Below are 25,405 nucleotides of genomic sequence, written 5' to 3' on the forward strand. Positions count from 1 at the left end.
CGAGCGACGCATGCGAGGTTTTCGCAGGCCCGAGCGCGCGCAGACTTTTCTATCGAGCTTCGGTCCCATCCGCCAGCACTTCGCTCTCAAGCGTCATTTGCTGCGCCCATCGCTTTACCGCAAACAGCTCGCTGCGCGCTTTGAGGCATGGCACCTTTTCACCGGCCTCGGCCAAAATCCGTCCACCGCCTTCTGAGCCCAGGCATCCCTGTCGTTTTTGCAACCTGTCATGCCTAACGTGACAATGCCCCCGGTGCGCCTGGCCGACAAGCCCTACGTGCTGGGCGTCGGCCGCGACGTCAGCGAGCGGCTCGCGAGCGAACGGGCGCTGCGCGCCAGCGAGGCCCAGTACCGCGGCATCTTCAACGCCTCGGCCGACGCGCTGGTGCTGCGCGCGGCCAACTTCAGCATCGTCGATGCCAACGCGACCTACGAGCGCATGAGCGGCTATCGCCTGGCCGAGGTGCTGGGCGTGGACCGGGTGCTGGCCAACCCGCCCGAGATCATGGCCACCATCCGCGGCCTGCACGAGCAGGCGCTGGCCGGCGACCCGGTTCGGCTCGAAACCGAACTGGTGCGGCGCGACGGCGAGCGCTACGACCTCGAATTGCGCGGCGTCCCGATCCTGCACCACGGCGAAGCGCACGTGCTGTACATCGGCCGCGACATGACGCAGAGCAAGCGCGCCGAGCGCGCCCTGCGCAACAGCGAGGAGCAGTACCGGGCGATCTTCAACGCCTCCGCCGACGGCCTGGTGGTGCGCGACGCCGGCTACCGCGCGGTCGACGTGAACCCGGCCTACCTGCGCATGAGCGGCTTCACGCGCGACGAGGTGCTGAGCGCGACCCGGGTGCTGACGCAGCCCGATCCGGCGCTCCAGCAGCGCCATCGGGCCCAGCACGCCGAGATCCTGGCCGGCCGGCCGGTGCGCTTCGAGGCGCCGGGCGTGCGCAAGGACGGCAGCCCCTTCTACCTCGAGGTCAGCGGCATGCCGGTGACCTACCGCGGCGAGCCGCACGTGCTGTATGCGGCGCGCGACATCACCGAGCGAAAGGCCGCCGAGGGCGAGCGCGCACGGCTCGAGGCGCAACTGCGGCAGGCACAGAAGATGGAGGCCATCGGCCAGCTCACCGGCGGCATCGCGCACGACTTCAACAACATCCTGACCAGCGTCATCGGCTACCTGGTCCTCGGCCAGGAGCATGCCGAACGCCTGGGCGACGCCAGACTCCAGCGCCAGCTGAACCAGGCGCACATCGCCGCACAAAGGGCGCGCGAGCTGATCGCGCAGATGCTGGCCTTCGCGCGGCGCCAGCGGGGCCAGCGCCGAACCCTGGCACTGGGCCCGCTGGTCGGCCAGACCCTGCAACTGCTGCGCGCCACGCTGCCGTCTTCGGTATCGCTGGATTTCGTCGCACCTCCCTCGGCCGGCGGCGACGACATGAACGTGACCGTCGACGCCGTGCATCTCGAACAGGTCCTTTTCAACCTGTGCATCAATGCCCGCGATGCGATCACCGGCTCGGGCTGGATCCGCGTGCGCCTGGGCCGCAATGGCGGCGGTGGGACCTGCGCGTCGTGCCGCGCCCAGGTCGAGGCCGGCCGATGGGTCGAGCTGAGCGTGGCCGACAGCGGCGGCGGCATCGCGCCGGACCTGATCGATCGCATCTTCGAACCTTTCACCTCCAGCAAGGAGGTCGGCCGCGGCTCGGGCATGGGCCTGGCGATGGTGCACGGCATCGTGCATGACCACGGCGGCCACGTGCTGGTGGAGACTTCGCCGGACACCGGCTCGGTGTTCCGGGTGCTGCTGCCACCGGCCAGCGGCGCCGCGGCCGACGCGCCCGATGTGCCGGCCGTCGCGACAGCGGCCGGCGAAGCGCTCTGCGCGCGCGTGATGGTCGTCGACGACGAGGCCATGGTGGGCGACTTCATGGTCGAGTTGCTGTCCAGCTGGGGCATCGAGGTGGTGCTGCAGCGCAGCCCGCTGCAGGCACTGGCATGGCTGGAGGACAAGGGCCAGGCGCTCGACCTGCTGATCACCGACCAGACCATGCCGCAACTCGACGGCCTGCAGCTGGCGCGGCGCGCGGTCTCGCTGCGCCCGGGCCTGCCGGTCCTGCTGTACACCGGCAACGCCGACGGCGTCGACGAGGCCGAAGCGAAGCGCCACGGCGTTTGCGGCGTGCTGCGCAAGCCGATCGACAACGAGTCGCTGCACGCGCTGATGAAGTCGTGCCTGCAGAGAGCGGGCGGCCCCGGCCGCTGAGCCGGCGCCGGCGGATACCGGCGCGATACAAAGGCGAGGGGCCGCGACACGCGGGCAATACCAAGGCCTCCCAGACTTCGTTTCTCGCCGCCAGCGCGACCGGACGCTGCGCGGCGCTTCCATCCCCCATCCGGCCGCACCTTCGAGGAGAACGGTTCCATGGTTGACTTTCACACCACCCAAGGCGGCAATGTCGGCATCGCCGACGAGCCCATCGCGGCGCTGCGCGCGGCGCTGCGCGGCAGCCTTCTCATGCCGGCCGACGACGGCTACGACGTGTCGCGCACGCTGTGGAACAGCATGGTCGACCGCCGGCCGGCGGCGATCGTTCGCGCTGCCGGCGCAGCCGACGTGATCCAGGCCGTGAACTTCGCGCGAGCGCACCAGCTGCTGCTGGCGGTCAAGGGCGGCGGCCACAACATCGCCGGCAAGGCCGCCTGCGATGGCGGCCTGATGATCGACCTGTCGGCGATGAAGTCGGTGCGCGTCGACCCGGCGGCCAAGCTGGCGCGCGTCGAGCCCGGGGCGCTGCTGTCCGACTTCGACCGTGAGACGCAGGCCTTCGGCCTGTCCACCCCCACCGGCATCAATTCGACCACCGGCATGGCCGGGCTCACGCTCGGCGGCGGCTTCGGCTGGCAAAGCCGCAAGCGCGGGCTCACCATCGACAACCTCAATGCCGTCGACGTGGTCCTTGCCTCCGGCGAGTTGGTGCAGGCGAGCGCCACGAAGAACCCCGATCTGTTCTGGGCCGTGCGCGGCGGCGGCGGCAATTTCGGCGTCGTGACCTCCTTCGAGTACCGGCTGCATCCGCTCGGTCCCGAGGTGCTGGCCGGGCTGATCGTCTATCCGCTCGAACAGGCGAAGCAGGTGTTCGAAGGCTATCGAAACTTCACCGCCGCGGCGAGCGACGAGATGACCGCCTGGATGGTGCTGCGCAAGGCGCCGCCGCTGCCCTTCCTGCCGCAGGAGGTGCATGGCAAGGAGGTGGTGGTCATCGCCTTCTGCTGGGTCGGCGAGCTGGCTCGGGGAGAAGAGCTCGCCAGGCCGCTGCACAGCTTCGGCAAGCCGGCCGGCGCGCATGTCGGTCCGATGCCCTTCGCCGGCTGGCAGACTGCCTTCGACCCCCTGCTGCAGCCGGGCGCACGCAACTACTGGAAGTCGCACGACTTCAAGTCGCTCAACGCCGATGTCGAGCGCATTCTGTGCGAGGCCACCGCGGGTCTGCCGAGCGACGAGTGCGAGGCCTTCATCGGCCAGCTGGGCGGGCAGATCAACCGGACGGCGGTCGGCGACACGGCCTACCCGCATCGCGATGCCGAGTTCGTCGTCAACGTGCACACCCGCTGGCGCGACGCCGCGGACGACCGCAAGTGCATCGACTGGGCGCGCGCATTGTTCGATGCGCTGACGCCGCATGCCACCGGAGGCGTCTACGTGAACTTCATGCCCGAGGACGAGATGCAGCGCGTGGCGGCCGGCGCCTATGGCCCCAACTATGCGCGGCTGGCCGCGCTGAAGGCCAAGTACGACTCGGCCAACCTGTTCAGCCAGAACCAGAACATCCGGCCGGGAGCCTGAGCGATCGGGGAGCGGGCGAGCGCCAACGCCCGCTCGTGTCCACAAGCGAAACGGGTGCCGGCGGGCCATCCCCGCCGGCACCCGTTTTTTGCGCGCCTGTCAGGCTGTCATCTGCATCTCGGCCTGCCGCGGCATGGCGTAGGCCAGCGGCGCCAGCGCGTTGTCGATGCGCGCGCGTTGCGCATCGTCGAGCATCGGGAACAACACCTTCTGGAAGCGCGGCGCCGTCACGCCCGAGACGATGTACTGCCAGCGGTAGGCCTTCAGCACCGTGTCGTGGATCTGCCCTTGCTGCGCATCGCTGAAGGGCGTGCCGGCGATGGCGCAGAAGTAGCGCGCGTCGGCCGCGGCCTGGGCCTGCAGGATGCCGTCGACCGCGCCGACCAGCCCGATCAGGTCGTCGACCCCGGCATCGCGTTCGGCGGCGCCGATCCTGGCGTTCTCGGCGACGAACTCGATCTCGTCGAGGATCGCGTGCTGCGACTCCTCGCGCCAGTGGAACAGGAAGACGTCCTTCCACAGTGCCGACGCGTTGTCGTCGGGTTCGATGCTGGCGCGGTAGTGCGCCAGCGTGAACAGCTCGATGTCCAGCGTCAGCGCCAGCACCGCCCAGGTGCGCTTGCCCAGCACGGCCCGCGCCACCGCATTCGGCTCGGCGGTCATGACATAGCCCACAGGCATGTCGGCGGCCATCATCTCTTCCAGCCGGCGGAACAGCGCCTGGTGCTTGATCTCCTCGTCGGTCATGCGCACCAGGGCTTCCAGCGCCACCTGGTCGCCGAAGACGTGTTCCCGGCTCAGGTCCATGACCTTCGACGAGATGAAGCGTTCGACCAGCCCGAAGATGTTGGCATAGGTGCGGCCCTGCACCTGGCTCAGCAGCCGCTCGTCGGCCGGGCTCAGGAACCCGATCTCGTGGACCAGCGACAGGCCCCTGGGCAGGAAGGTCTTGCCGTAGTCGAACTGGCGGCCGCGAATCACGTCGCGCTCGATTTCCCAGCGCACGCGCTTGGACACCTCGATGACCTTCGCGTAGCGGTCGGTGGGGATGGATATGGACATGCTCATGCTCCTTTGCTGATTGCAGTGACAAGGCCGCGCCTTGCAGAAAGTCGGGCCATGGGCCCCCTTGCCGGTCCGGCGCCGGTCTGGCGCAGCGGGATCACGGCATGGGAGGTAGTCTGGGCAGCGCTGGTATCCGCCGTGCATCCGCGGATCGCGCCTTTGTCGCCGTCGTGTAGCGCCAGCGCAATGCGTTCGCGCAGGCGCTCGTTGTACGGACTCTGCGGCCGGCTGGCGATGCGCTCGCACAGCAGCTGCCGTGCCAGGGTCGGCTGGCGGCTGCGCAAGGCCGCTTCCAGCCAGGTCAGGTGCAGCAGGTCGCACTGCGCGCGGCTGCCGCCGCAGCCGCGCACCAGGCGCTGCTGCGCATCCAGCTGTTGCGCCGCGACCGCATAGCGTTCCTGACCGAAGGCGACGAAGGCCTCGCACACCGGCAGCGCGGCGTCGTACACAGCCGGTCGCAGATCCGGTGCCCGCAAGGCGAAGTCGCGCAGCGCATCGAGCAACCGGCGCGCACTGCCCCAGCGATTCGTGGCAACGAATGCAAGCATGGCGTGCACGTCGTTGAAGGGCCGCAAGCCGGCGCACCGGTGTCCCTCCCAAGCGTCTGCGATCCGCTGCCAGCGGTCGGCCGCGTCCAGGCCCCGCAAATGGAGGCGCCACAGCAGGGCCGAGGCATCGACCAGCGTGGAAGTGCCTGGTTTGCGGCCATGCATCAAGCGCTGATCGAGGATGCGCAGCACAGCGCCCAGGTTGCCCTGGTCGAGCCGGAACAGCGATTCGTGCCACCACAGATGCGTCGAGAAGGCAGTGCTGCCGGACCAGACGCCGCGCGTGCCTTCGAGCCAGGCCGCGCCGTCGGCGCTGCGTCCCTGCATTTCGAGCGCGTGCGCCACGGCGTGCACGGCGCCGCACTGGCGCGGCTCGAAGCGCAGCGCCTCGCGTCCGACCGCATCGGCCGAGACCGGGTCGGCCGCCTCGGCCAGCCCGAAGGCATACATCGCCAGCACATGGCCGTAGCCGGGTTCGTCGGGGTGCCAGTGCCGCAGCGCGGTGGCGATTCGCTCGCGCAGCAGGTCCGTGCGGCCCCATTGCAGGTCGCCGAACTGCGCCACGCGCAACGCCAGGGTGTCCTTCGGGTCGCGCTCGGCGATCTCGCCGTACAGGCGCAACGAATGCTTCATGTCCTTGTCCAGCCAGGCCTGCGCGGCGGCGAGATGGGCACGTTCGCGCTCGCCGGCGCGGGCCAGATGCAGCCGCGCCGTTCGCAAGGTTTCGTCCAGTGCCGGCAGCGCGTCGTCGCGGCTGGCCATGACCAGGCTGGCCGCACGCAGGCAGTGCGCAGCGACGAAGTCGGGCCGGGCGCTCAGCACCCTCGCAACGACGGCCTGCGGGTCGCCCTGGCCGGCGTGCAGCAGGTCGAGCGCCTCGCGGCAGGCCTCGGCGGCGGCCGCGTCGTCGAATTCGGTGACGGTTTGCAATGCGCGTTGCATGGCGGGCTCCTCGTGAGGCCGACCACTTTGCGCGGCGCTGGTATCCGGCGTGCAACAAGCCGACGCGCTTGTGTAGCCGTTGGGTAGCGGCCGACGAGGCGCTGTCGGCGCGGGCCCCGACCCTGGCCGGAAGCACTGTTGCAAACCCGAGTCGGCGGCGCAAAATCGCGGCCATGGACACGATCTCGCGACTGCTCATCGTGGACGACGATCCCTCGGTGCGCGCGATGTTGCGCGAGTACCTCGAAGACCACGCCTTCAGCGTGGCCGAGGCCGGCAGCGGCACGCAGATGCGCGAATGCATCGAGCGCGAACTGCCCGATGCCGTGCTGCTGGACATCCGCCTGCCCGGCGAGGATGGCCTGAGCCTGGCCAAGTACCTGCGGGAGCGCTACGACGTGGGGATCATCATGGTCACCGCATCGGGCGACGTGATCGACCGCGTGGTCGGCCTGGAGATCGGGGCCGACGACTACATCGCCAAACCCTTCGACCCGCGCGAGTTGCTGGCGCGGGTGAAGAGCGTGCTGCGCCGGCTGCAGGCCAAACCGCCGGCGGAGGCTGCGGTGCCGGCCACGCTCAAGAGCGCTCGCCAGCGCTTCGGCCGCTGCGAGCTGGACATCGACGCCCGCCGCCTGTTCGAAGCCGATGGAGCGGAAGTGGCAATGACGGCCATGGAGTACGAGTTGCTTCGGGTGTTCCTGGCCAACCCGAACCGCGTGCTGTCGCGCGACCAGTTGCTGATGCACACGCGCCATCGCGAGTGGGAGCCCTTCGACCGTTCCATCGACATTCGCATCGGCCGCCTGCGCCGCAAGATCGAGCCCGATCCCGCGGGCGAGCCGCGCTGCATCCGTACGGTGCGCAACGCCGGCTACATGTACGTGCCGCAGACATGATGGGCACCGATGATCATTCGACCCGTCCGCATTGGCCGCGCATGATGTTCGTCTGGCGCGGAAGATCCCGCTCAACTTCGTTCCCTTCTCGCTGATCGGGTTGACGCTGGCGATCGGACCGCTCGGACGCTTGACCGAGGCACTGGGCGGCTGCGAACGCAGCGCCGGCACTCCTGCGCGGTCATCATTCACCGCACCATCTACCTGTACTGCGTGCTCCTGCCCTTCGGCCCGGTCGATTCGATCGGGCCGATGACACCGGTGCGAACGACCTCGCCCTGGACGCGACGTCGGCGACGATCGAATCCACGCTGCGCGATGCGCCGCCTCACGCGGGTTTGCACTGATTATTTAGTTCAATCTGGAAACTATATTGGTTATGTCGCATAACTTTATAAAGCGACTTCCGACTTCCTTCCAGAGGAGACAACCATGGTACGAATCGATTGGCCGGCGCTTGCGCCGACGGCTTTCCTGTTGAGCGCGTCCGCGCTTCTCTCCGGGTGCGGCGGTGGCGGCGGCAGCGGGTTCTTCCTGCCGACTCCTTCAGCGACAACGCCCGCCAGCCCGCCGGCCGCCGTCCCCGCCACGAGCAGCACCCAGGCGCAGCCCGGCAAGCTGATGTCTTGCGAGGACCTCGCGTCGAAGGCCGCGTTCGGAGGCACCGTCTACAGCGCCGTCACGTCGGTCGCAGCCGGAGGCCTCACCGTGGCCACCGCAAGCACCCAGGTGCCCGCTCACTGCCTCGTCAAAGGGAAGATGAACGAACGCACCGGCCCGGTGGACGGCCAGACCTACGCGATCGGATTCGAAGTGCGCCTGCCCGTCGAATGGAACGGCCGCTTCTTCTATCAAGCCAATGGCGGCCTCGATGGAAGCGTCGTGACAGCCACTGGCGGCATCGGGGGCGGTGCTCCGCAATCGACCGCCCTGCACATGGGCTTCGCCGTGATCAGCTCCGATGCCGGCCATCCGTCGCCCACGCCCAGTTTCGGCCTCGACCCGCAAGCGAGACTGGACTATGGCTACAACGCCGTCGCCCAGCTCACGCCGATGGCCAAGAACCTGATCGCCAAGGCCTATGGCCGCGGGCCCGATCGCTCGTACCTCGGCGGCTGTTCCAACGGCGGCCGGCATGCGATGGTCGCGGCCTCGCGCTTCGCCGATCAGTACGACGGGATCCTGGCCGGCGACCCTGGCTTCAATCTGCCGCAAGCGGCAGTGGCCCAGCTCTACGGCGTGCAGCAGTACGCCACGGTCACGACCGCCACCACGCCGGCCGGCAAACCCGACCTGCAGACCGCCTTCACCCAGGCCGAACTGAACCTCGTCGCCAAGGCGGTCGCGAGGCGATGCGATGCGCTCGACGGCCTGGCAGACGGCATCGTGGCCGACCTGCCCAGGTGCCGGACGGCCTTCAGCCTGGCTGCCGACGTGCCCTCCTGCTCGGGCACGCGCGACGGCACTTGCCTGACCGACACCCAGAAGACGGTGCTGGCCAAGGTCTTCGCCGGCGCCCGGGACGGCGCCGGGACGTCGATCTACAGCAGCTTCCCGTTCGATGCCGGCATCAACGGCGCGAACTGGCGCCAATGGAAGTTCGCGAACTCCCAGGCACTCGACACCGGCGCCGTGGGCTTCGTCTTCAGCACCCTGCCCCTGGGTCCGAGCCGGCCCTCGGGCATCGACTTCGCTTTGGCATTCAGCATGGACGCCGACGCGCCGAGCATCTACGCGGCCAGCGGCATCTACACCGAGTCCGCCATGACCTTCATGACGCCGCCGAATCCGACCAGGCTGGCGACGCTGCACGACCGGGGCAGCAAGCTGCTCGTCTACCACGGGACCAGCGACCCGGTGTTTTCTTCGGACGACACGGCGAACTGGTACGAGGGACTGCGCGCGAACAACGGCGGCGACGCTTCGAGCTTCGCGCGCTACTTCCCGGTCCCGGGCATGAACCATTGCTCCGGCGGCCCTGCCACCGACCAGTTCGACATGCTCACGCCGCTGGTCGCCTGGGTGGAGCAGGGCCAGGCGCCGGACACGATCAAGGCCACGGCACGCGGCGCCGGTGCCAACGTGGTGAATACCGAAGTCCCTGCCACCTGGTCCGCCAGCCGCACCCGTCCGTTGTGCCCCTACCCCAAGGTGGCGACGTACACGGGCAGCAATCCGGAAGACGCAGCCAGCTTCAGCTGCAGATAGACGCCGCGGGCCGGCGGGCGCGCCGGCCCCATGTCAGGCCTGCAACTCCACCGAATAGAACACCCGCCGCATCTCCGGATCGTTCGATCCAGCGCTAGCCTGCACCTGCGCCATGAAGTGCGCCAGGAAGCGCTGGGCCGCCAGCGAAGGCGTTTCGTTGCTGCGCCGGATCACCCCGACCGTGCGCGGCGCGAAGCGCTCGCGCAGCTGCAGGGCAACCATCCGGCCGCGCAGGTAGGCGGTCTCGACCAGCGGCCAGGGGCAAAAGGTCAGCATGTCGCTCTGCTGCACCAGCGTCAGCATCAGCGATGCCGACTGCGCCAGCAGGATGCGATGCCGCGGCACGGGCGCCCCGTGCTGGCCGAAGAGCTGCTCCATCAGCGCCTGCTCTCCATCGGGCGCGTAGTTGAGCAGCCAATCGTCCTCGAGCAGCTCGTGGATCGAGCCGGCCTGCGCGCGCGGGTGGCCGACGCGGGCCATCACCGTGGATTCGTAGGCGAACAGCGGCGTGGCCTGCAGGCCCTGCATTTCGTCGGCCGTCGCGATGCGGCCGATCATGAGGTCGAGGCTGCCTTCGCGCAGCTTGGGATAGGCCAGCGCCGAGAAGCCGTCGAACAGCTCGAGCCGGACGTGCGGCATCTCGGCCCGGAACTGCCGCAGCACCGGCGCCAGCAAGGTCTGCGCGACCCAGGGCGTGACGCCGATCGACAGGTGCTGCGGCGCGCCGGCGTCGCGGTGCCGCGCCAGCGCTTGCTCGGCCTGGTGCAACTGCTCGAGGATGCGCTGGGCGTGCTGCAGCAGGTCGCGTCCGGCATCGGTCAGGTCGATGCCGCCGCTGCGGCGGACGAACAGCGCCAGCCGGCAGTCGGCCTCCAGCTCGCGCATGCCCTGCGTCACCGCCGCCTGGGTCACGCCGAGCGTGCGCGCCGCCGCGCGAATGCTGCCCTGTGCCGCCACCGCGACGAGGTAACGAATCTGGTGCAGCTTCATGTTCGCGATTATCGATGGCTGCTCGAGCACGGTTGCGCCGTCGTGGCAAGACAGGCGGCGCAACACGGCGACAGGCATGGCCTGTCTGCCGTGCGGCCCCCCTGCTTCCTAGACTTCACGGCCATACCCAACGAGAAAGACAAGGTCATGACCCAGGTCCTGGAAGCCACTGCACGCCGTACTGCCGACGCCGACATCGTCCTGCCCGGCATCCGCGCGATCGAGCAGGACATGGTGGCGTTGCGCCACCATCTGCATGCGCATCCCGAACTGGCCTTCGAGGAGTTCGCCACCAGCGATCTGGTGGCACAGCAGCTGGGCCAGTGGGGCTATGCGGTGGACCGCGGCCTGGGCGGCACCGGCGTCGTCGGCACGCTGAAGCTGGGCAGCAGCCCGCGCGTGCTGGGATTGCGCGCCGACATGGACGCGTTGCCGATCCACGAGGCCACGGGCCTGCGCTACGCCAGCACCGTGCCCGGCAAGATGCACGCCTGCGGCCACGACGGCCACACGGCCATCCTGCTGGCCGCCGCGCGGCACCTGGCCGGCGAGCGCAGCTTCGACGGCACGCTGCACCTCATCTTCCAGCCGGCCGAAGAAGGACTGGGCGGCGGCCGCAAGATGATCGAAGACGGCCTGTTCACGAAATTCCCCTGCGACGCGATCTACGCCCTGCACAACATGCCGGGCTTTCCGGTGGGCAAGTTCGGCTTCAAGAGCGGTTCCTTCATGGCGTCGTCCGACACCGTGCTGATCGCCGTGCAGGGCCGCGGCGGCCACGGTTCGGCCCCGCACCTGGCGTCGGATCCGGTGGTGGCGGCGGCGCACATCGTGCTGGCGCTGCAGACCATCGTCTCGCGCAACGTCGACCCGCGCGACATGGCGGTGATCTCGGTCGGCGCGATCCATGCCGGCGATGCGCCGAACGTGATTCCCGACCGGGTCGAGATGCGCCTGTCGGTGCGCGCCTATCGCCCCGAGGTGCGCGCGATGCTGCGCTCGCGCATCACCGAGGTGGTGCAGGCGCAGGCCGCCACGCTCGGTGTCCAGGCCGAGATCGACTACCGCTGGCGCTACCCTGCCCTCGTCAACGACGCCGCCCGCACCGACTTCGCACGCCAGGTCGCACTCGACTGGCTGGGAGACGAGGGCGTGATCGCCGACCTGCAGCCGTTGACCGGCAGCGAGGACTTCTCCTTCATGCTGGAGCAGTGCCCCGGCAGCTACCTGATCATCGGCAACGGCGAGGGCGACAGCCACGGCAGCGGCGGCTGCATGGTCCACAACCCCGGCTACGACTTCAACGATGCCTGCCTGCCCATTGCTTCGACCTTCTGGGTCAAGCTGGCGCAGCGCTTCCTGGCGCCATCGTGCGCCGACTGACTTTCTCCACTTCCGGGTCTCACGCGATGTCCTCCCCCTCCCCCTCCCCGCTCCGTGCTCCTCGCCTGCCGTTCCACCGGAACCTGCTCGCGCTGCTGGCCGCCACGGCCGCCGCGCTCGCGACACCCTGGGCAGCGGCCCAGAGCGACTATCCGAGCAAGCCGATCAAGATCGTCGTCGGCTATCCGCCGGGCGGCTCGGTGGACATGGCGGCCCGCATCGTCGCCGATGCCCTGGGCCCGCAGCTCAACGCCACCCTCGTGATCGACAACCAGGGCGGCGCGGCCGGCGCCATCGCCGCTCAGCGCGTAGCGAACAGCCCGGCCGACGGCTACACGCTGCTGGTCGGCTCCAGCAACGAGATGGCAGCGACCGGCCTCGTGAACCCGGCCCAGAAGTACAGCCCGCAGAAGGACCTGACACCCATCGGCCTGATCGCCACGGCGCCGGTGCTGCTGGTGGCCGGCCCCAAGGCCGGCGTGAAGACGCTGGCGGAGTTCGTCGACGCCACCCAGCGCAACCCGGGCAAGTTCAGCTATGGCAGCTCCGGCGTGGGCTCCACGCTGCACTTCGCGGGCGAACTGATCAAGCAGCGGGCGGCTCTCTTCCTGACCCACATCCCCTACCGCGGTACGGCGCCGCTGACCAGCGACCTCGCCGGCGGGACCATCGAATTCGCCGTGATGTCGCCGACCGCGGCCATGCCCTTCGTGCAGAACGGCCGTCTTTTCGCGCTCGGCATCTCGAGCGCCAAGCGCAACCCCGAGCTGCCCAACGTGCCGGCGCTGGGCGAGCATCCCTTGCTCAAGGGCTACGAACTGGTCGGCTGGTTCGCGCTGGCCGCGCCGCGCAATCTGCCGCCCGAGCTGAACCAGCGGCTGAGCCAGGCGCTGCAGGCCGTCATGCAGGACCCGAAGGTCAGGCGTCGCCTGACCGACGCCGGCATGGTGCCCGCCAGCGGCAAGGAGGACATGGCCGCGCTCATCCGCACCGACATGGCGCAATACGGCAAGCTGGTGGCGTTCGCCCACATGCGCGACTGAAATGAAACACCCCCCGAGGCGCCTGCGGCGCCTCCCCCCTCAAGGGGGGCGATACCGGCGGCCCGGCAAAGCCGGTTCCGCGGTATCCCTGGCATTTGGCTGCGCCGGTTTCATGCGTCGCGGGTCGCGCGATCATGTCGTGGAGCACTGAAATGAAACGCCCCCCGAAGCGTCTGCGGCGCCTCCCCTCCAGGGGCGATACCGGCGGCCCGGCAACCGCACACCACCGACGGCACCCCGAAGCGCTGCGACACGGACGATTGACACACTGTTTCACGCTGATGCGCGCCGTTCGCGGTCCTGCCAACCGGCGCGCCTAGATTGAAGCCGTGCCACCACCGCTGGCGCAGGAGATCATGATGAACACCCCAGCTGCATCGAGCGCCTACGAACTGCGCTTCAACGCGCTCTTCGGCGACCGGCGTTCCTTCTCCTTTCCTTGCGACGCCACGGGTCGTGTCGACATGGACACGCTCGGCGAGCGGGCGCGCGTCAATTACCTGTACGCCCGCGCAATGATGGGCCTGGAAGTGTCCTGGCCGGACGTGCGTCCGAGCGGGCCGCACTGAGTCCGAGGCAACCGGAGGGTGAAATCCATGAGCAGGAATCCCAGAACCCCGAAGGCAGGCAAGTCGGCCGCGGTCCGTGCCCCCTCCGACACGCCGTCCAGGCGCAAGCGCGCGTCCGGCGCCACCGCGCAGCCCGACGAAGCGGCAGGCGAATCCGAAGACCTCCGCCCCCTGCACGACCCGGATAGCGGTCGCGTCGACATCGAGCGGTCGACCGAGCAGTCCGGCGTCTCCGTCGAGACGACCCTGCGCAATGACAGGGCCGTCGGCATCGAAGAGCCGGGACCGCCGTCGGACGAGGAAAGATCCCAGCCCTTCGAGTAGCTGTGCCTTCCCCCGCTAGAACCGGGTCGCCGAATAGGGCGCGGGGTCGATGAAGGGCGCCGCGCCCTCGATCAGCTCGGCGAGCAGGCGGCCGCTCGCCGGCCCCAGCGTGAAGCCCTGGTGCGCGTGGCCGAAGTTGAACCAGAGGCCCGGATGGTCCGGCGCCGGACCGATCACCGGCTTCATGTCCACCGTGCAGGGGCGGTTGCCGACCCAGGGCTGGGCCTCGACCGGTTGCGGAAGATCGAGCAGCTCGCGCGCGGCGGCCTCCGCCTTGCCGAGTTGCACCGGCGTGGCCGGCGCACCGATACGGGCGAATTCCGCCCCGGTGGTGATTCGCATGCCCTGGGCCATGGGCGCGAGCACCAGGCCGCGTTCGGCATCGAGCATGGGCAGCCGCAGGCCGGGGCCGCCGAGGTAGTGCCGGTGGTAGCCGCGCTTGACGAACAGCGGCAACCGGTAGCCGAGCGGCGTGATGACCTCGTCCGCCCAGGGGCCCAGCGCCACGACCGCGTGGCGCGCGACCAGCGGCCCGGCGGCCGTCTGCACCCGCCATCCGCCGGCGTCGGGCCGCAGGCTGGCGGCATCGCCCGTCAGCAGCTGTCCGCCGAGCTCGGCGAAGCGTTGCGCATAGCGCGCCACCAGCGCGCCGGGGTCGCTCACCGACCAGGGGTCCAGCCAATGCAGCGCGCCCGCCATGCGCTGGCGCAGACCCGGCTCTGCCAGCGCCAGCGCGTCGCCGTCGAGCAGCGTGTGCCGGATGCCGTAGCGCTGCGTCAGGTCGGCCGCGCGGGCCGCAGCCAGGTCCATGGCCGCCGCCGTACGGAAGCCGACCCGGTAGCCCTCCTTGCGCACCAGGTCGCCGGCGGCGGACTCGGCCATCAGCAGCGCGTGCTCGCTCAGGCAGTGTTCGATCAGCCGGCTGTAGTCGAGCGCGATGCGCGCGTAGCGCGCGGGTGCCGAGGCGTGCCAGTAGCGTGCCAGGCGCGGCAGCACCGCCGGCAAGGCGCCGAAGTGGTAGTTGACGTCGATGCCGCGCTTGAATGCGACATCGAAGACCGCCGACCAGTCGCGCGGAAAGGCATAGGGCTCCACCGCCTCGCGCTGGATGATGCCGGCATTGCCATAGGAGGTTTCGCGCCCGGGCGCCTGGCGGTCGACCAGCGCGACGGCGTGCCCGCGCCGCGCCAGCTGCAAGGCGGTGCAGGTGCCGACCATGCCGGCCCCGAGGATCAGGACATCGCAGGACATCGGTGTCGCGCCGTGCCCCGGATCAGTCGCGCTGCGCGGCGGTGACCGTGATCTCGAGCCGCGCACCGGGGGCCAGCAGGCTGGCGACGACGGTGGTGCGCACCGGGAGCGGGTCCTGGAAATGCCGGCGGTACTCGGCATTGAAGGCGGCGAAATCGGCCCCGTCGACCAGGTGGACCGCCACCTGAACGACATCGTCCAGCCCCAGGCCCGCCGTGGCCAGCGTGGCGCCGATGCGCTGGAGGAAGGCCAGGCCCTTGGCGAGGCGAAGCTTGGAGAACGGAAGTGCGGGGGTTGGGGTCATGGGTCGTGGCGCGATGGACCGGTCGATTATGGGTGCCCGCGCGGATGCCGGCATGGCAATCTATTGAATGATCCGTTGCGATATTTGCAACGCAATGAACCTTCCTACCCCTCCTTGCGCAGCACTTCCCGCAGGTGACCGAGAAAGGCGCGGCACGACCCCGGCAGGGTCCGCCCGGCCATGGTCTGGACCTCGAAATGGCGCTCGTTCATCTCGCGATCGCGCAGCGGGACGCCGACCACGAAGCCGGCCTTCAGCCGCGTGCGCAGCGCGGCCTCGCCGCTGAGCGCGATGCCGCCGCCGGCCGCGGCGAACGAGATCGTGGCGTCGAGCCGGTTGCTCAGGAAGGCGGGCTCGCACTGCAGGCCCTGGCGGCTGCAACTGATGTCGAACAGCTGGCGCAGCGTCGAGTACGGACCGGGCAGTGCCATCGGATAGCCGATCAGCTGCGACAGCGCCAGCTGCCGCCGCGAAGCGAGCGGATGGTCTTTCGCCATGATGGCCAGGATGGGGGACGGGTGGCGCAGCTCGACGTTGATGTTGCGCTCCGAACTGGTGCTGAGCGTCACGCCGATGTCGACGTCGCCGTCGCGGACCCGCTGCGGGATCTCGGCCTGCATGCACACATCCAGCACGAAGCGGATGCCCGCGTAGTCGCGCTGGAAGTCGGCGATCAGGTTCGGCAGGAATTCGGACGCGAAGCCCTCGGTGCTGGCCACCCGCACCCGGCCGGTCTGCAGCCCGCGCAGCGCCTGGATGTCGTCCGTCACGCGCTCGATGTCCTGCCAGGCCCGCTTGGCATGCGCGGCCAGCAGCTCGCCGGCGGCATTGGGCACCATGCCGCGGGCCCGGCGCTCGAACAGCAGCGTGTCCAGTTCGCTCTCCAGGCGGGCGATGTGGCGGCTGACGGCCGAAGGTGCGACGTTCAGGCGCTCGGCCGCGGCCGTGACGGAGCCGGTGCGCACCACTTCGAGGAAATGGCGCAACGCGGCTTCCTGCAAGACCCGTTGGCTGATGTTCTGTGGCACGGGATTACCCTCATGAAGATTGCCATTATCGCAATGGAATGTTCCAAACATTGATATTGCTGCAGCGCATTCGCCTTCCTACGATGAGGTCTCGCCGCTTCGCTTCGCCCCGCCAACCCACGCCACCGCCCGCCATGCACGCTCATTTCCTGCGCACCGTCGGCATCGCCGCCCTCTGCACCTTCGGTCTCCACGCCCCCGGCGCCCTGGCCGAGGATGCCTACCCCTCGCGGCCGATCACGATCGTGGTGCCATTTCCGCCGGGCGGCGGCGGCGACGCCCAGGGCCGGCTGCTGGCACAGAAGCTGGCCGAGAAGCTGGGCCAGAACGTGATCGTGGACAACCGGCCCGGCGCCGGCACCGCGATCGGCGCCGCCTACGTCGCCAATGCCAAGCCCGACGGCTACACGCTGCTGATGAGCTCGGCCTCCACCTACACGCTGAACCCCGCGATCCGCAAGTCGCTGCCCTACGACCCGATCAAGAGCTTCGAGCCGATCGGCATCGTCAGCCGGGTCGGGCTGGTGATGCTGGCCAACCCCGGCGTCCCCGTGAACAACCTCAAGGACCTGACGGCGGCGGCCAAGGCCGCACCCGGCAAGTACGCCTATGCCTCCTTCGGCGCCGGCACCAGCTCGCACTTCGCGGCCGAAATGGCGCTGCAGGCCATGGGCATCCAGCTGATGCACGTGCCCTACAAGGGCAGCGGCCCGGCCATGACCGACCTGATCGGCGGGCAAGTGCCCTTCTCCTTCGACACGGTGACCGCCGCCCTGCCGCAGATCAAGGCCGGCAAGGTGAAGGCGATCGCGATCACGACGGCCAAGCGCTCCCCGCTGCTGCCCAACGTGCCGACCTTCGCCGAGTCGGGCTATCCGGCGGCGGTGCTCGACAGCTGGGGCATGGTGGTCGCCCCGCGCGGCCTGCCGCCGGCGGTGCATGCCAGGCTCGAGAAGGCGCTCGCCGACACGCTCGCCGATCCGGCGGTGCGCAAGGGCTTCGCCGACCAGGGCGTCGAGCCCGGCTTCATCGGTTCGGCCCAGGCCGCGGCACAGCTCGAGGCCGAGCTGCCGCTGATGCGCGCCATCGCGGTCCGCGCCAACATCCAGCCGGAGTGAGCCGGGTGAACAGCGCCGCCCGCCCCGTCGCCCTGGTCGAGCATTCCGCCGTCGCCTTGCGGCAGATGATCGCCACCCGGGAAATCTCGCCAGTCGAACTGCTGGCGGCGTGCATCGAACGCATCGAGGCGGTCAACCCCTTCGTCAACGCCGTCACGGCAACCTGCTTCGACCGCGCGCGCGACGAGGCCCGCGCCGCCGAGCGGGCGGTGCTGAAGGGCGAGCCGCTGGGCCTGCTGCACGGACTGCCGCTGGGCGTGAAGGACCTGGAGCCCACCGCCGGCCTGCTGACCACCTATGGCTCTCCCGCCTTCCGCGACCACGTGCCGGCGCAGGACATCGAGCTGGTGGCCCGGCTGCGCCGCGCCGGCGCCATCGTCGCCGGCAAGACCAACGTGCCCGAGATGGGCGCCGGCGCCAATTCGCGCAACCCGGTGTGGGGTGCCACCGGCAACCCCTTCGATCCCCGCCTGAATGCCGGGGGCTCCTCGGGCGGTTCGGCCGCGGCCCTGGCCTGCGACATGCTGCCCGTCTGCACCGGCTCGGACACCGGCGGCTCGCTGCGCATTCCCGCATCGAAATGCGGCGTGGTCGGCTTTCGCCCCTCGCCCGGCGTGGTGCCGAGCGTGCGCAAGCTGCTGGGCTGGACACCGATCTCGGTCGTCGGCCCCATGGGCCGCACGGTCGCGGATGCCTGCCTGCAGCTCGCCGCCACGGCCGGCATGCATGCCGGCGACCCGCTCAGCTATCCGCTCGACCCGCTGGCCTTCCTGAATCCGCAGCCGGGCGAGCTGGGCCGGCTCCGGGTGGCCTACACCACCGACTTCGACTGCTGCGACGTCGACCCCGACATCCGCGCCACCTTCGCCGCCCGGATCGCGGCGATGCGGCACCTGTTCGCCCGCTGCGACGCGGTGCGCTTCGACCTGGGCGAGGTGCACCGCTGTTTCGACGTGCTGCGCGCCGAGGCCTTCGTCGCCGGCATGCGCGAGAGCTACGAGAAGGACCCCGCGAGCCTGGGCGAGAACCCGCGCGCCAACTATGAGCTGGGCGCCGGCATGAGCCTGCTCGACAGCGCCTGGGCGCAGGCCGAGCAGACCCGCATCCTGCAGCGCTTCCAGGCCACCTTCGCCGATTACGACTTGGTGCTGGCGCCGACCACGCCGGTCTCGCCCTTTCCCTGGACCCAGCCCTACGCCCGGGTCGTCGACGGCAAGCCACAGGCCAACTACTACCGGTGGCTGGCGCTGACCTACGTCACCACGCTGACCACCCATCCCGCGCTGACGCTGCCCTGCGGCACCGACGCCAAGGGCATGCCTTTCGGCCTCCAGGTGGTCGGCCCCTTCCGCGGCGACCTGCGGGTGCTGTCGGCGGCGCTGGCGCTGGAGCAGGCCTTTGCCGCCGACCCGGCGCTGCGCCGCCCGCGCCCCGACCTGGCCGCCTTGCGGATGCCGCAGCCGACGCTGGACTCGATCGTCACCGCACCCCCGCCCGCGAACTGGCGCGAGCCGGGCCGTGCCGGCGGCGGCGCCACCTCGGTCGTGTAGATTCAAATCCCGCTCGCACGAACCCATGGCACCCACCTCCCTCGCCCTCCCCGACCTCGACCAGGCGCTGGCGCAGCGGCTGGATGCATTCACCGCGTCCAACCCCGCCAGCCGCGAGCGCTTCGACGCCCATGCACGCTTCCTGCCCGGCGCCAACAGCCGATCGGTGCTGTTCTACGCCCCCTTCCCGCTCACGATCGCGCGCGGCGAAGGCGCCGTCCTGTGGGACGTGGACGGCCATCGCTACGACGATTTCATCGCCGAGTACACGGCCGGCGTGTACGGTCACTCGGCGCCGGAGATCCGCCAGGCCGTGCTGGAGGCCATGGAGGGCGGCATCAACCTCACCGGCCACAACCTGCGCGAGGGCCAGCTGGCGCAGCTGATCTGCGAGCGCTTCCCCCAGATCGAACGCGTGCGTTTCACCAATTCGGGGACCGAAGCCAACCTGATGGCCATCACGGCGGCACTGCACTTCACCGGACGCAAGCGGATCATGGTGTTCTCGGGCGGCTACCACGGCGGCGTGCTGAGCTTCGGTGCCGAGCCGTCGCCGACCACCGTGCCCTTCGACTTCCTGGTGCTGCCCTACAACGACGAGGCGAGCCTGCGGGCCGCCTTCGCGCGCGAAGGCCGGGACATCGCAGCGGTGCTGGTCGAACCGATGCTGGGCGCCAGCGGCTGCATCCCGGGCTTGCCCGGCTTCCTGCAGGCCCTGCGCACGCTGACGACCGAGGCCGGCGCCCTGCTGGTGATCGACGAGGTCATGACCTCGCGCCTGGCGCCGCACGGGCTGGCCGCGCGCCACGGCATCAGGCCCGACCTGAGCACCCTGGGCAAGTACATTGGCGGCGGCATGCCCTTCGGGGCCTTCGGCGGACGCGCCGACATCATGGCGCTGTTCGACCCGCGCAGCGGGCCGCTCGCGCATTCCGGCACCTTCAACAACAACGTGGTCACCATGGCGGCGGGCCATGCCGGCCTGACGCGGCTCTTTCCGCCCGCCGCCGCCGGCGCGCTGGCGGCGCGCGGGGCGGCACTTCGGGAGCGGCTCAACGCCCGCTGCGCTGAAACCGGCGTCGCGCTGCAGTTCACCGGCGTCGGCTCGGTGATGAACGCCCATTTCGTGGCCGGCGAGATCCTGCGGCCCGAAGACCTCGCCGCGGTCGACCCGCGCTTGCGCCGGCTCTTCTTCTTCCACCTGCTGGCGCGGGGCATCTATGCCTCGCCGCGCGGCTTCATCGTGCTGTCGCTGCCGCTGGAAGACGATGCGATCGCGCGCTTCGAGCAGGCCGTGGCCGACTTCCTCGCGGTCCATGCGGGCCTGCTGCCTCGCCGTGCGGCCGGATGACGGAGCGACCCTGCGTGCAGCGCATCCCTAGACATCATGGTCGCTCGATAGGCGAAGGAAGGCTCGTCTCCGGTATCGTGGATTGCGCACTCTGAGAGTGTGCCGAGCCACATGTCGCGCGCCTTGATTGGCCCGTCCTGGCATGCCTTCGCGACCCCGGAAATAGGCTGAACAGGCCCTAGGCCGCCAACAGGCCGGCCACCTTCTTCGGCACCTCCCTGAGCAGGTCGAGCGCCTCCTGGTTGCTGGCGCGCAGCTGCTCCTCGGCGTCGAGCGCCTTCTCCATCGAGGCTCTCAGCGCGGCATAGGTGCCGCCGCCCATCGAGATGACCTGGCCGACGTACGGCGTGACTTTTTCGTAGAGCGCGAAGTCCAGTTCGGCCAGACGCATCTGGGCACCCACCAGCTCGGCCACTTCGGCATGGAACTCGACCTCGAAAGAGGCCAGCGCCTCGAGGCTGGCCTTGCCTGAAGTGAGGGCCTTGAAGGTGGCCCACATCATCGAATGGGCCGTCGAGGCGAGCGTTCTCGCCAGCGCCGCCACCGCGCCTCGCGTCTCCGAGCGAAGCTGGTCTTCGCGGCTGCGCGTCCAATTCTCCCGCTCGCGCAACGACTGCCGCCAACCCGCGAGCGCCCCACCGACGATCCCGGCGAGGGCACCGAGCGCCACGCCCAGAACCACTTCAAATCCTTGATTCATTTTCGATTCGGCGGCTTGACGCGGTCGTAGCCGCTCAGTTCCAGGAAGCCTTCGCCATTGGAACTGCCGGTCACCTTCACCGGCCCTTCCCAATAGACATTCGCAGTCGTCTGGGACGAATCGAATTCGCCATCCGGATGGAAGGGCTTGATGGCATAGGTCCCGGACGGCAGCTTGAGGCCCCATTCGACGACGTAGCGGATCCCGGTCTTCGGGCTGGTCCAGGTGCTGCCCGGCTTCAACTCGACGTCGCCCGCCTTCAGCGGCACCGCTCCCACGGCATTCGACACCGTGCCGGCGGTCATCACCTTGCGCCCCTCCATGTCGAACAGTTCATAGAGCATCACGTCGGAGCCGTCCGCCAGGTGCAAGGCAAACCAGTTCCAGCCCAGCGTCAGGACATCGAAGTCGCCCCATTGGTGGTCGAACCACACGTCGCCGCTCACCGGGACCGACTTGCCGCCGATCGAGATCTCGCCCTGGGTCGAGATGCGGGGGCGCGAGTAGTAGTAGCTGATGCCGCTCTTGCCGAAGTCCAAAAGCCCCGGCGTGGCCGAATCCGCGGCCCGGTGCGCAACCACCGGGTGTGTGTCCTCGAGGTCGAGCGCAAGGGAAGCACCCTCGAACGATGCACGCAGGGCATGCGCCGGGCCCGATGCCACGACCTGCCAGCCATCCTGCCTGAAATCGAATCCGTTGGTGACGCTCCTGGCGGGGAGGCCGCCCGTGCGGTTCTGGCTGGTGAAGCGCTTGCCGGTCTGCAGGTCGGTCAACGCTGCGTGCATAACCGTCTGCTTGACCAGTCCGTTGGCGACGAAGACGGCGACATGGAAGGCGTAGCGATCGCCCGTCTTGGCGTCGAGGATGCCGTTGTAGTACCACCATTCCATGCCGGAGCCATGCGGCGCATGGTCGGCCGGCAGGTTCAGCGGCGCCAGGGCCGCCGTGCGCTCCGCCGGCTTCTTGCCCGCTTCGACCGGCGCGGCCGGCGCGGCGGCGAGCGGCAGCCGCTCGGACTCCGACAGGTAGAGCAGGCCCGCACCGACCACCGCGATGACGGCGACCATGGCGGCGAAAAAGATCCACAGCCCCTTCCTTCGGGCCCGCCGTCTGCGGGACGAACGCGAACGGCCCGAACCGGAGCGTCGGTAGTCGCGGGCCAGGTCGTCGGCTTTCATGGTCAGGGCATCCTTTGGCTTGCAGCCTTGGCGCGCACCGCGTCGTCCGGGCCGGCCGATGTCGAGATCGCCGCCATCATTCCCACGACGGCCGCGGGGATCGTCAGCAGCACGATGAGGATCGGCGCGACCCGGCTGGTGCCGCCCTTCCTGAGCAGTAGCGCACGCAGGGTGTCGGGGTCCTTGCCGGGCAGGCTCAGAACCTTGGAGATCCGCTTCCTGCACAGCCGATAGTAGGCGGCATCCGCGTACAAGGGTGGCAGCAGCAGGACAGGGAGCCCGACCGCCAGCGTCACGACGGCGACGGCCGCCGGACCGAAGGGGGCCGCGATCGCGGTGGCGAAGCCGACGACGACGCCGGGCACGAAGGCATAGAGCGCCGCGTTCAACCAGCTCTTGCGGTAGAGCAACCAGCCGAAGGTGACGAAGAAGGCCGGCCAGTGCCAGCCCGCCGAGGTTTTTCCGTCGCGATCGAACTGGGCGAACTTGCGCAGGTAGTGCTGAAGATTGGCGTCGCCGATCACGAGCGAATAGAGCTCTTCCTGGCTCTGCGCAACCCGCGACGAAGACCGGCCCTGGGGCGCCGTGGGTGTCCGCATGCGCTGCCAAGCGCTCTCGCTGCCCATCGCCGGCTCCACCCTGCCCATCGCATCGCGCGGAGGCGGACCGACGGCGGCCGCCTCCTGCAAAGCACCGCCGGCTGCGGCGCCGCATCGGGCGCAAGCGCCGGCCCCGGGAGGCATCAAGGTGCCGCATCGAGCGCAATTCATCGTCAACGATCCCCAGGTCATCGCAGGTCAGACTGGCCCCGAGCGTATCAGTTACATCCTGAAGCAGGAAATTGGCATGGGTGGTGCGTGAGTTTTTGACAACGCCGGCGGCTGCCGAAGCGTTCGAGACCCGCCGGCCTCAACGATTGCCGCCAAATGCCGATAGATTGGGATTCATTTACGGCGCGCCTTCATGAACGATGTCAGCTTCCTTGCCTCGGACCACGATCCCTGGATCGTCGTCGCTTCGGTGGCTGTGGCCATTCTGGCGTCCTACGTGACCCTCGACCTGTCCCTGAAGGTCCGCACGCCTGACGGGGGCGTCAGCAAGATGTGGTGGGCCGCCGGCTCCCTCGTCATGGGCACGGCCATCTGGTCCATGCACTTCGTCGGCATGCTGGCCTTCTCGTTGCCGATCGAGCTCGGCTTCACCGGCCTCATGACTTTCGCCTCCTGGCTCGCCGCGGTGGCCGCCTCGGTTGTCGCGCTCGGCGTAGCAAGCGCCGGTCGCTACAGCCCCGCCTCGGTGGCGGGCGCCTCGGTCGCGATGGGCGCAGGAATCTGCGGCATGCACTACATCGGCATGGCGGCCCTGGACATGAAGCCCGGCATCGTCTGGGACTTGCGCCTGGTCGCCGTCTCGGCGCTCATCGCGGTCGCCGCCTCCGCCGCGGCGCTGGTCATCTTCCGATTCCTCCAGCACATCCACACCCGGCAGAAATTCGCGCTCAAGGTGCTGGCCGCCACCGTCATGGGGGCGGCCATCTGCGGCATGCACTACACCGGCATGGCGGCGGCCCGCTTCCCGCTCGATTCGGTCTGCCTGAGCGCCCACGCGCTGCGCGGACAGAACCTGGCCGCCATCGTCGCGATCACGACCTTCATGCTGCTGCTGGGCACCCTGGTCGCCTCGATGGTGCAAGCCCGGCTTCAGCGGGTTGCGCGCCAGTTCTCGCATTCGCTTCAGGAATCCAACGCGCGACTCCAGAGCGCCAACGACGAGTTGCTCCAGCGGGCCTTGTCCGACCCGCTGACCGGACTGCCCAACCGGCATTTGTTCGAGGACCGGCTGCGCCAGGCCGTGTATCGGCTCGAGCGTGTCAACGAGCAGGCGGTGGTGGAACAGCTGGCCGTCCTGTTCGTCGACCTGGACGGCTTCAAGCCGGTCAACGACACCTTCGGCCATGGCGCGGGCGACCAGATCCTGGTCACCACCGCGCAGCGGCTGATCGCCGAATCGCGCGCGGGCGACACGGTGGCACGGGTCGGCGGCGACGAATTCGTGCTGCTGCTGGAAGGCCTGCACGCCATCGAAGACTGCGTCCAGGTGGCCAACCGGATCCTGCGCGCCTTCGCGCAGCCCTTCGAAGTCGCCGGCCGCCAGTTGCGCATTTCGTGCTCCATCGGCATCGCGATGCACGCCCTGAAAGGGGATGGCGAGAAGCTGGTCGCCCACGCCGACGCCGCGATGTATGCGGCCAAGCGCACGGGCGGCTCCAGCCTGGCTTTCTTCGAGGCGCACATGTCCGTCGACACGGCCGACCACCTGCAACTGCAGAGCGATCTTCGCCAGGCCCTGGAGGGCGACCAGCTCGAGCTCTACTACCAGCCGAAGATCCATGGAAGGCGCCATCGCCTGAGCGGCCTGGAAGCCCTCGTCAGATGGAACCACCCCCGCCTGGGCGTCGTCGGCCCCGACACCTTCATCCCGCTGGCCGAGCGCTTCGGCCTGATCGTGCGGCTCGGCCACTGGGTCATCAACGAAGCCTGCCGGCAGGTCGCGGCCTGGGGCGACGAAGGCCGCCACATGCGCGTGGCGGTGAACCTTTCCGTGCATCAGCTGCGCGAGGTCTCCCTGGTCGACTCGGTCGAGGAAGCGCTCCGGCGGCACGGCCTGCTCGGTTCGCAGCTGATCTGCGAGATCACGGAGTCGGTCGCGATCCAGGAGCGCGAGATCACCACCCGGATCTTCGAGGGCCTGGCCCGCATCGGCGTCCACCTGTCCATCGACGACTTCGGCACCGGCTACTCGAGCCTCAGCCAATTGCGCGACCTGCCGGCACGGCAGCTGAAGATCGACCGCAGCTTCGTCAAGGACATCGAGGGCAAGGAGGACGCGCGCGCCGTGGTCGAGGCCGTCATCAAGCTGGCCCATGCCCTGCGGCTCACGGTCGTGGCCGAAGGCGTCGAGACGCAGGGACAGCGCGACGTCCTGCTGGACCTCGGCTGCGACGAGTTGCAAGGCTACTTCTATGCGCGGCCGATGCGGGCGTCGGCGGTGCTGGGCTGGACGCTGGACGCGTCCTCGGCACTCGCGCCGGCCTCGTAGCCGCG

Annotated in this window: 22 protein-coding genes and 1 pseudogene; 14 read left to right on the top strand and 9 right to left on the bottom strand. The window is 69.3% G+C overall.

Annotated features, from left to right (window positions below):
* The 3 genes and pseudogenes from AC1DYD_RS27490 to AC1DYD_RS27500 form a co-directional block, all read left to right on the top strand.
* Positions 1 to 196: pseudogene (locus AC1DYD_RS27490) on the top strand (IS6 family transposase); the annotation flags it as partial.
* Positions 197 to 229: 33 nt separating this feature from the next.
* Positions 230 to 2,269, top strand: a complete 2,040-nt coding sequence (locus AC1DYD_RS27495; protein WP_478175924.1) for a PAS domain-containing hybrid sensor histidine kinase/response regulator — start codon at positions 230 to 232, stop codon at positions 2,267 to 2,269.
* Positions 2,270 to 2,428: 159 nt separating this feature from the next.
* Complete coding sequence (locus AC1DYD_RS27500) at positions 2,429 to 3,850, top strand: FAD-binding oxidoreductase (protein ID WP_478175925.1); 1,422 nt, start codon at positions 2,429 to 2,431, stop codon at positions 3,848 to 3,850.
* 99 nt (positions 3,851 to 3,949) lie between these two features.
* On the opposite strand, the gene AC1DYD_RS27505 is transcribed toward AC1DYD_RS27500, so the two are convergent.
* The gene (locus tag AC1DYD_RS27505; protein ID WP_478175926.1) at positions 3,950 to 4,912 is read right to left on the bottom strand and encodes a hypothetical protein; all 963 of its coding nucleotides are present in this window, start codon (positions 4,910 to 4,912) and stop codon (positions 3,950 to 3,952) included.
* A gap of 2 nt (positions 4,913 to 4,914) precedes the next feature.
* The gene (locus tag AC1DYD_RS27510) at positions 4,915 to 6,405 is read right to left on the bottom strand and encodes a tetratricopeptide repeat protein (protein WP_478175927.1); all 1,491 of its coding nucleotides are present in this window, start codon (positions 6,403 to 6,405) and stop codon (positions 4,915 to 4,917) included.
* 173 nt (positions 6,406 to 6,578) lie between these two features.
* Here AC1DYD_RS27510 and AC1DYD_RS27515 point away from each other — a divergent pair, with 173 nt between their 5' ends.
* The 3 genes from AC1DYD_RS27515 to AC1DYD_RS27525 all read left to right on the top strand — a co-directional run bounded on the left by AC1DYD_RS27515 (position 6,579) and on the right by AC1DYD_RS27525 (position 9,512).
* Positions 6,579 to 7,304: a response regulator gene (locus tag AC1DYD_RS27515; protein WP_478175928.1), complete on the top strand. Its 726-nt coding sequence runs from the start codon at positions 6,579 to 6,581 to the stop codon at positions 7,302 to 7,304.
* 213 nt (positions 7,305 to 7,517) lie between these two features.
* On the top strand, positions 7,518 to 7,694 hold the full coding sequence (locus AC1DYD_RS27520; protein ID WP_478175929.1) for a hypothetical protein: 177 nt from the start codon (positions 7,518 to 7,520) through the stop codon (positions 7,692 to 7,694).
* A 42-nt stretch (positions 7,695 to 7,736) separates the two neighbouring features.
* A complete protein-coding gene (locus AC1DYD_RS27525; protein ID WP_478175930.1) occupies positions 7,737 to 9,512 on the top strand; it encodes a tannase/feruloyl esterase family alpha/beta hydrolase in 1,776 nt (591 codons plus the stop codon).
* 33 nt (positions 9,513 to 9,545) lie between these two features.
* On the opposite strand, the gene AC1DYD_RS27530 is transcribed toward AC1DYD_RS27525, so the two are convergent.
* Positions 9,546 to 10,502: a LysR family transcriptional regulator gene (locus tag AC1DYD_RS27530; RefSeq protein WP_478175931.1), complete on the bottom strand. Its 957-nt coding sequence runs from the start codon at positions 10,500 to 10,502 to the stop codon at positions 9,546 to 9,548.
* Between the two features lie 147 nt (positions 10,503 to 10,649).
* Here AC1DYD_RS27530 and AC1DYD_RS27535 point away from each other — a divergent pair, with 147 nt between their 5' ends.
* The 4 genes from AC1DYD_RS27535 to AC1DYD_RS27550 all read left to right on the top strand — a co-directional run bounded on the left by AC1DYD_RS27535 (position 10,650) and on the right by AC1DYD_RS27550 (position 13,821).
* The gene (locus AC1DYD_RS27535; protein ID WP_478175932.1) at positions 10,650 to 11,885 is read left to right on the top strand and encodes a M20 aminoacylase family protein; all 1,236 of its coding nucleotides are present in this window, start codon (positions 10,650 to 10,652) and stop codon (positions 11,883 to 11,885) included.
* 26 nt (positions 11,886 to 11,911) lie between these two features.
* Positions 11,912 to 12,928 carry a Bug family tripartite tricarboxylate transporter substrate binding protein gene (locus AC1DYD_RS27540; protein WP_478175933.1) on the top strand — a complete coding sequence of 339 codons (1,017 nt, stop codon included), beginning with the start codon at positions 11,912 to 11,914 and terminating at the stop codon, positions 12,926 to 12,928.
* Positions 12,929 to 13,287: 359 nt separating this feature from the next.
* Complete coding sequence (locus AC1DYD_RS27545; protein ID WP_478175934.1) at positions 13,288 to 13,497, top strand: hypothetical protein; 210 nt, start codon at positions 13,288 to 13,290, stop codon at positions 13,495 to 13,497.
* A gap of 27 nt (positions 13,498 to 13,524) precedes the next feature.
* Positions 13,525 to 13,821, top strand: coding sequence for a hypothetical protein (locus AC1DYD_RS27550; protein ID WP_478175935.1), 297 nt, complete (start codon positions 13,525 to 13,527; stop codon positions 13,819 to 13,821).
* Between the two features lie 15 nt (positions 13,822 to 13,836).
* Here the strand turns inward: AC1DYD_RS27550 and AC1DYD_RS27555 are convergent, their stop codons facing one another.
* The 3 genes from AC1DYD_RS27555 to AC1DYD_RS27565 all read right to left on the bottom strand — a co-directional run bounded on the left by AC1DYD_RS27555 (position 13,837) and on the right by AC1DYD_RS27565 (position 16,392).
* Positions 13,837 to 15,072, bottom strand: a complete 1,236-nt coding sequence (locus tag AC1DYD_RS27555; protein WP_478175936.1) for an NAD(P)/FAD-dependent oxidoreductase — start codon at positions 15,070 to 15,072, stop codon at positions 13,837 to 13,839.
* 22 nt (positions 15,073 to 15,094) lie between these two features.
* Positions 15,095 to 15,376: a RidA family protein gene (locus AC1DYD_RS27560; RefSeq protein ID WP_478175937.1), complete on the bottom strand. Its 282-nt coding sequence runs from the start codon at positions 15,374 to 15,376 to the stop codon at positions 15,095 to 15,097.
* Positions 15,377 to 15,480: 104 nt separating this feature from the next.
* A complete protein-coding gene (locus tag AC1DYD_RS27565) occupies positions 15,481 to 16,392 on the bottom strand; it encodes a LysR family transcriptional regulator (RefSeq protein ID WP_478175993.1) in 912 nt (303 codons plus the stop codon).
* Between the two features lie 146 nt (positions 16,393 to 16,538).
* On the opposite strand from AC1DYD_RS27565, the gene AC1DYD_RS27570 reads away from it, so the two are divergent.
* The 3 genes from AC1DYD_RS27570 (at position 16,539) to AC1DYD_RS27580 (ending at position 20,423) form a co-directional block, all read left to right on the top strand.
* Positions 16,539 to 17,522 (top strand): Bug family tripartite tricarboxylate transporter substrate binding protein, encoded by a 984-nt coding sequence (locus AC1DYD_RS27570; protein ID WP_478175938.1) that lies wholly within the window; start codon positions 16,539 to 16,541, stop codon positions 17,520 to 17,522.
* A 65-nt stretch (positions 17,523 to 17,587) separates the two neighbouring features.
* Positions 17,588 to 19,072, top strand: a complete 1,485-nt coding sequence (locus AC1DYD_RS27575; RefSeq protein WP_478175994.1) for an amidase — start codon at positions 17,588 to 17,590, stop codon at positions 19,070 to 19,072.
* Positions 19,073 to 19,097: 25 nt separating this feature from the next.
* A complete protein-coding gene (locus AC1DYD_RS27580) occupies positions 19,098 to 20,423 on the top strand; it encodes an aspartate aminotransferase family protein (RefSeq protein WP_478175939.1) in 1,326 nt (441 codons plus the stop codon).
* A gap of 178 nt (positions 20,424 to 20,601) precedes the next feature.
* Here the strand turns inward: AC1DYD_RS27580 and AC1DYD_RS27585 are convergent, their stop codons facing one another.
* The 3 genes from AC1DYD_RS27585 to AC1DYD_RS27595 are packed head-to-tail and all read right to left on the bottom strand — an operon-like array spanning position 20,602 to position 22,927.
* Entirely contained in the window at positions 20,602 to 21,123 is a 522-nt protein-coding gene (locus tag AC1DYD_RS27585) for a hypothetical protein (protein WP_478175940.1), read from the bottom strand.
* Entirely contained in the window at positions 21,120 to 22,301 is a 1,182-nt protein-coding gene (locus tag AC1DYD_RS27590) for a lipocalin family protein (RefSeq protein ID WP_478175941.1), read from the bottom strand. Before AC1DYD_RS27590 ends, AC1DYD_RS27585 begins: the two co-directional genes overlap by 4 nt.
* A 2-nt stretch (positions 22,302 to 22,303) precedes the next feature.
* Positions 22,304 to 22,927 carry a DUF2628 domain-containing protein gene (locus tag AC1DYD_RS27595; RefSeq protein ID WP_478175942.1) on the bottom strand — a complete coding sequence of 208 codons (624 nt, stop codon included), beginning with the start codon at positions 22,925 to 22,927 and terminating at the stop codon, positions 22,304 to 22,306.
* A gap of 337 nt (positions 22,928 to 23,264) precedes the next feature.
* Between AC1DYD_RS27595 and AC1DYD_RS27600 the strand changes: the two genes are divergently transcribed.
* Complete coding sequence (locus AC1DYD_RS27600; protein WP_478175943.1) at positions 23,265 to 25,400, top strand: EAL domain-containing protein; 2,136 nt, start codon at positions 23,265 to 23,267, stop codon at positions 25,398 to 25,400.
* Positions 25,401 to 25,405 lie beyond the last annotated feature (5 nt).

The organism is Variovorax sp. P4_B11 (assembly GCF_056402355.1).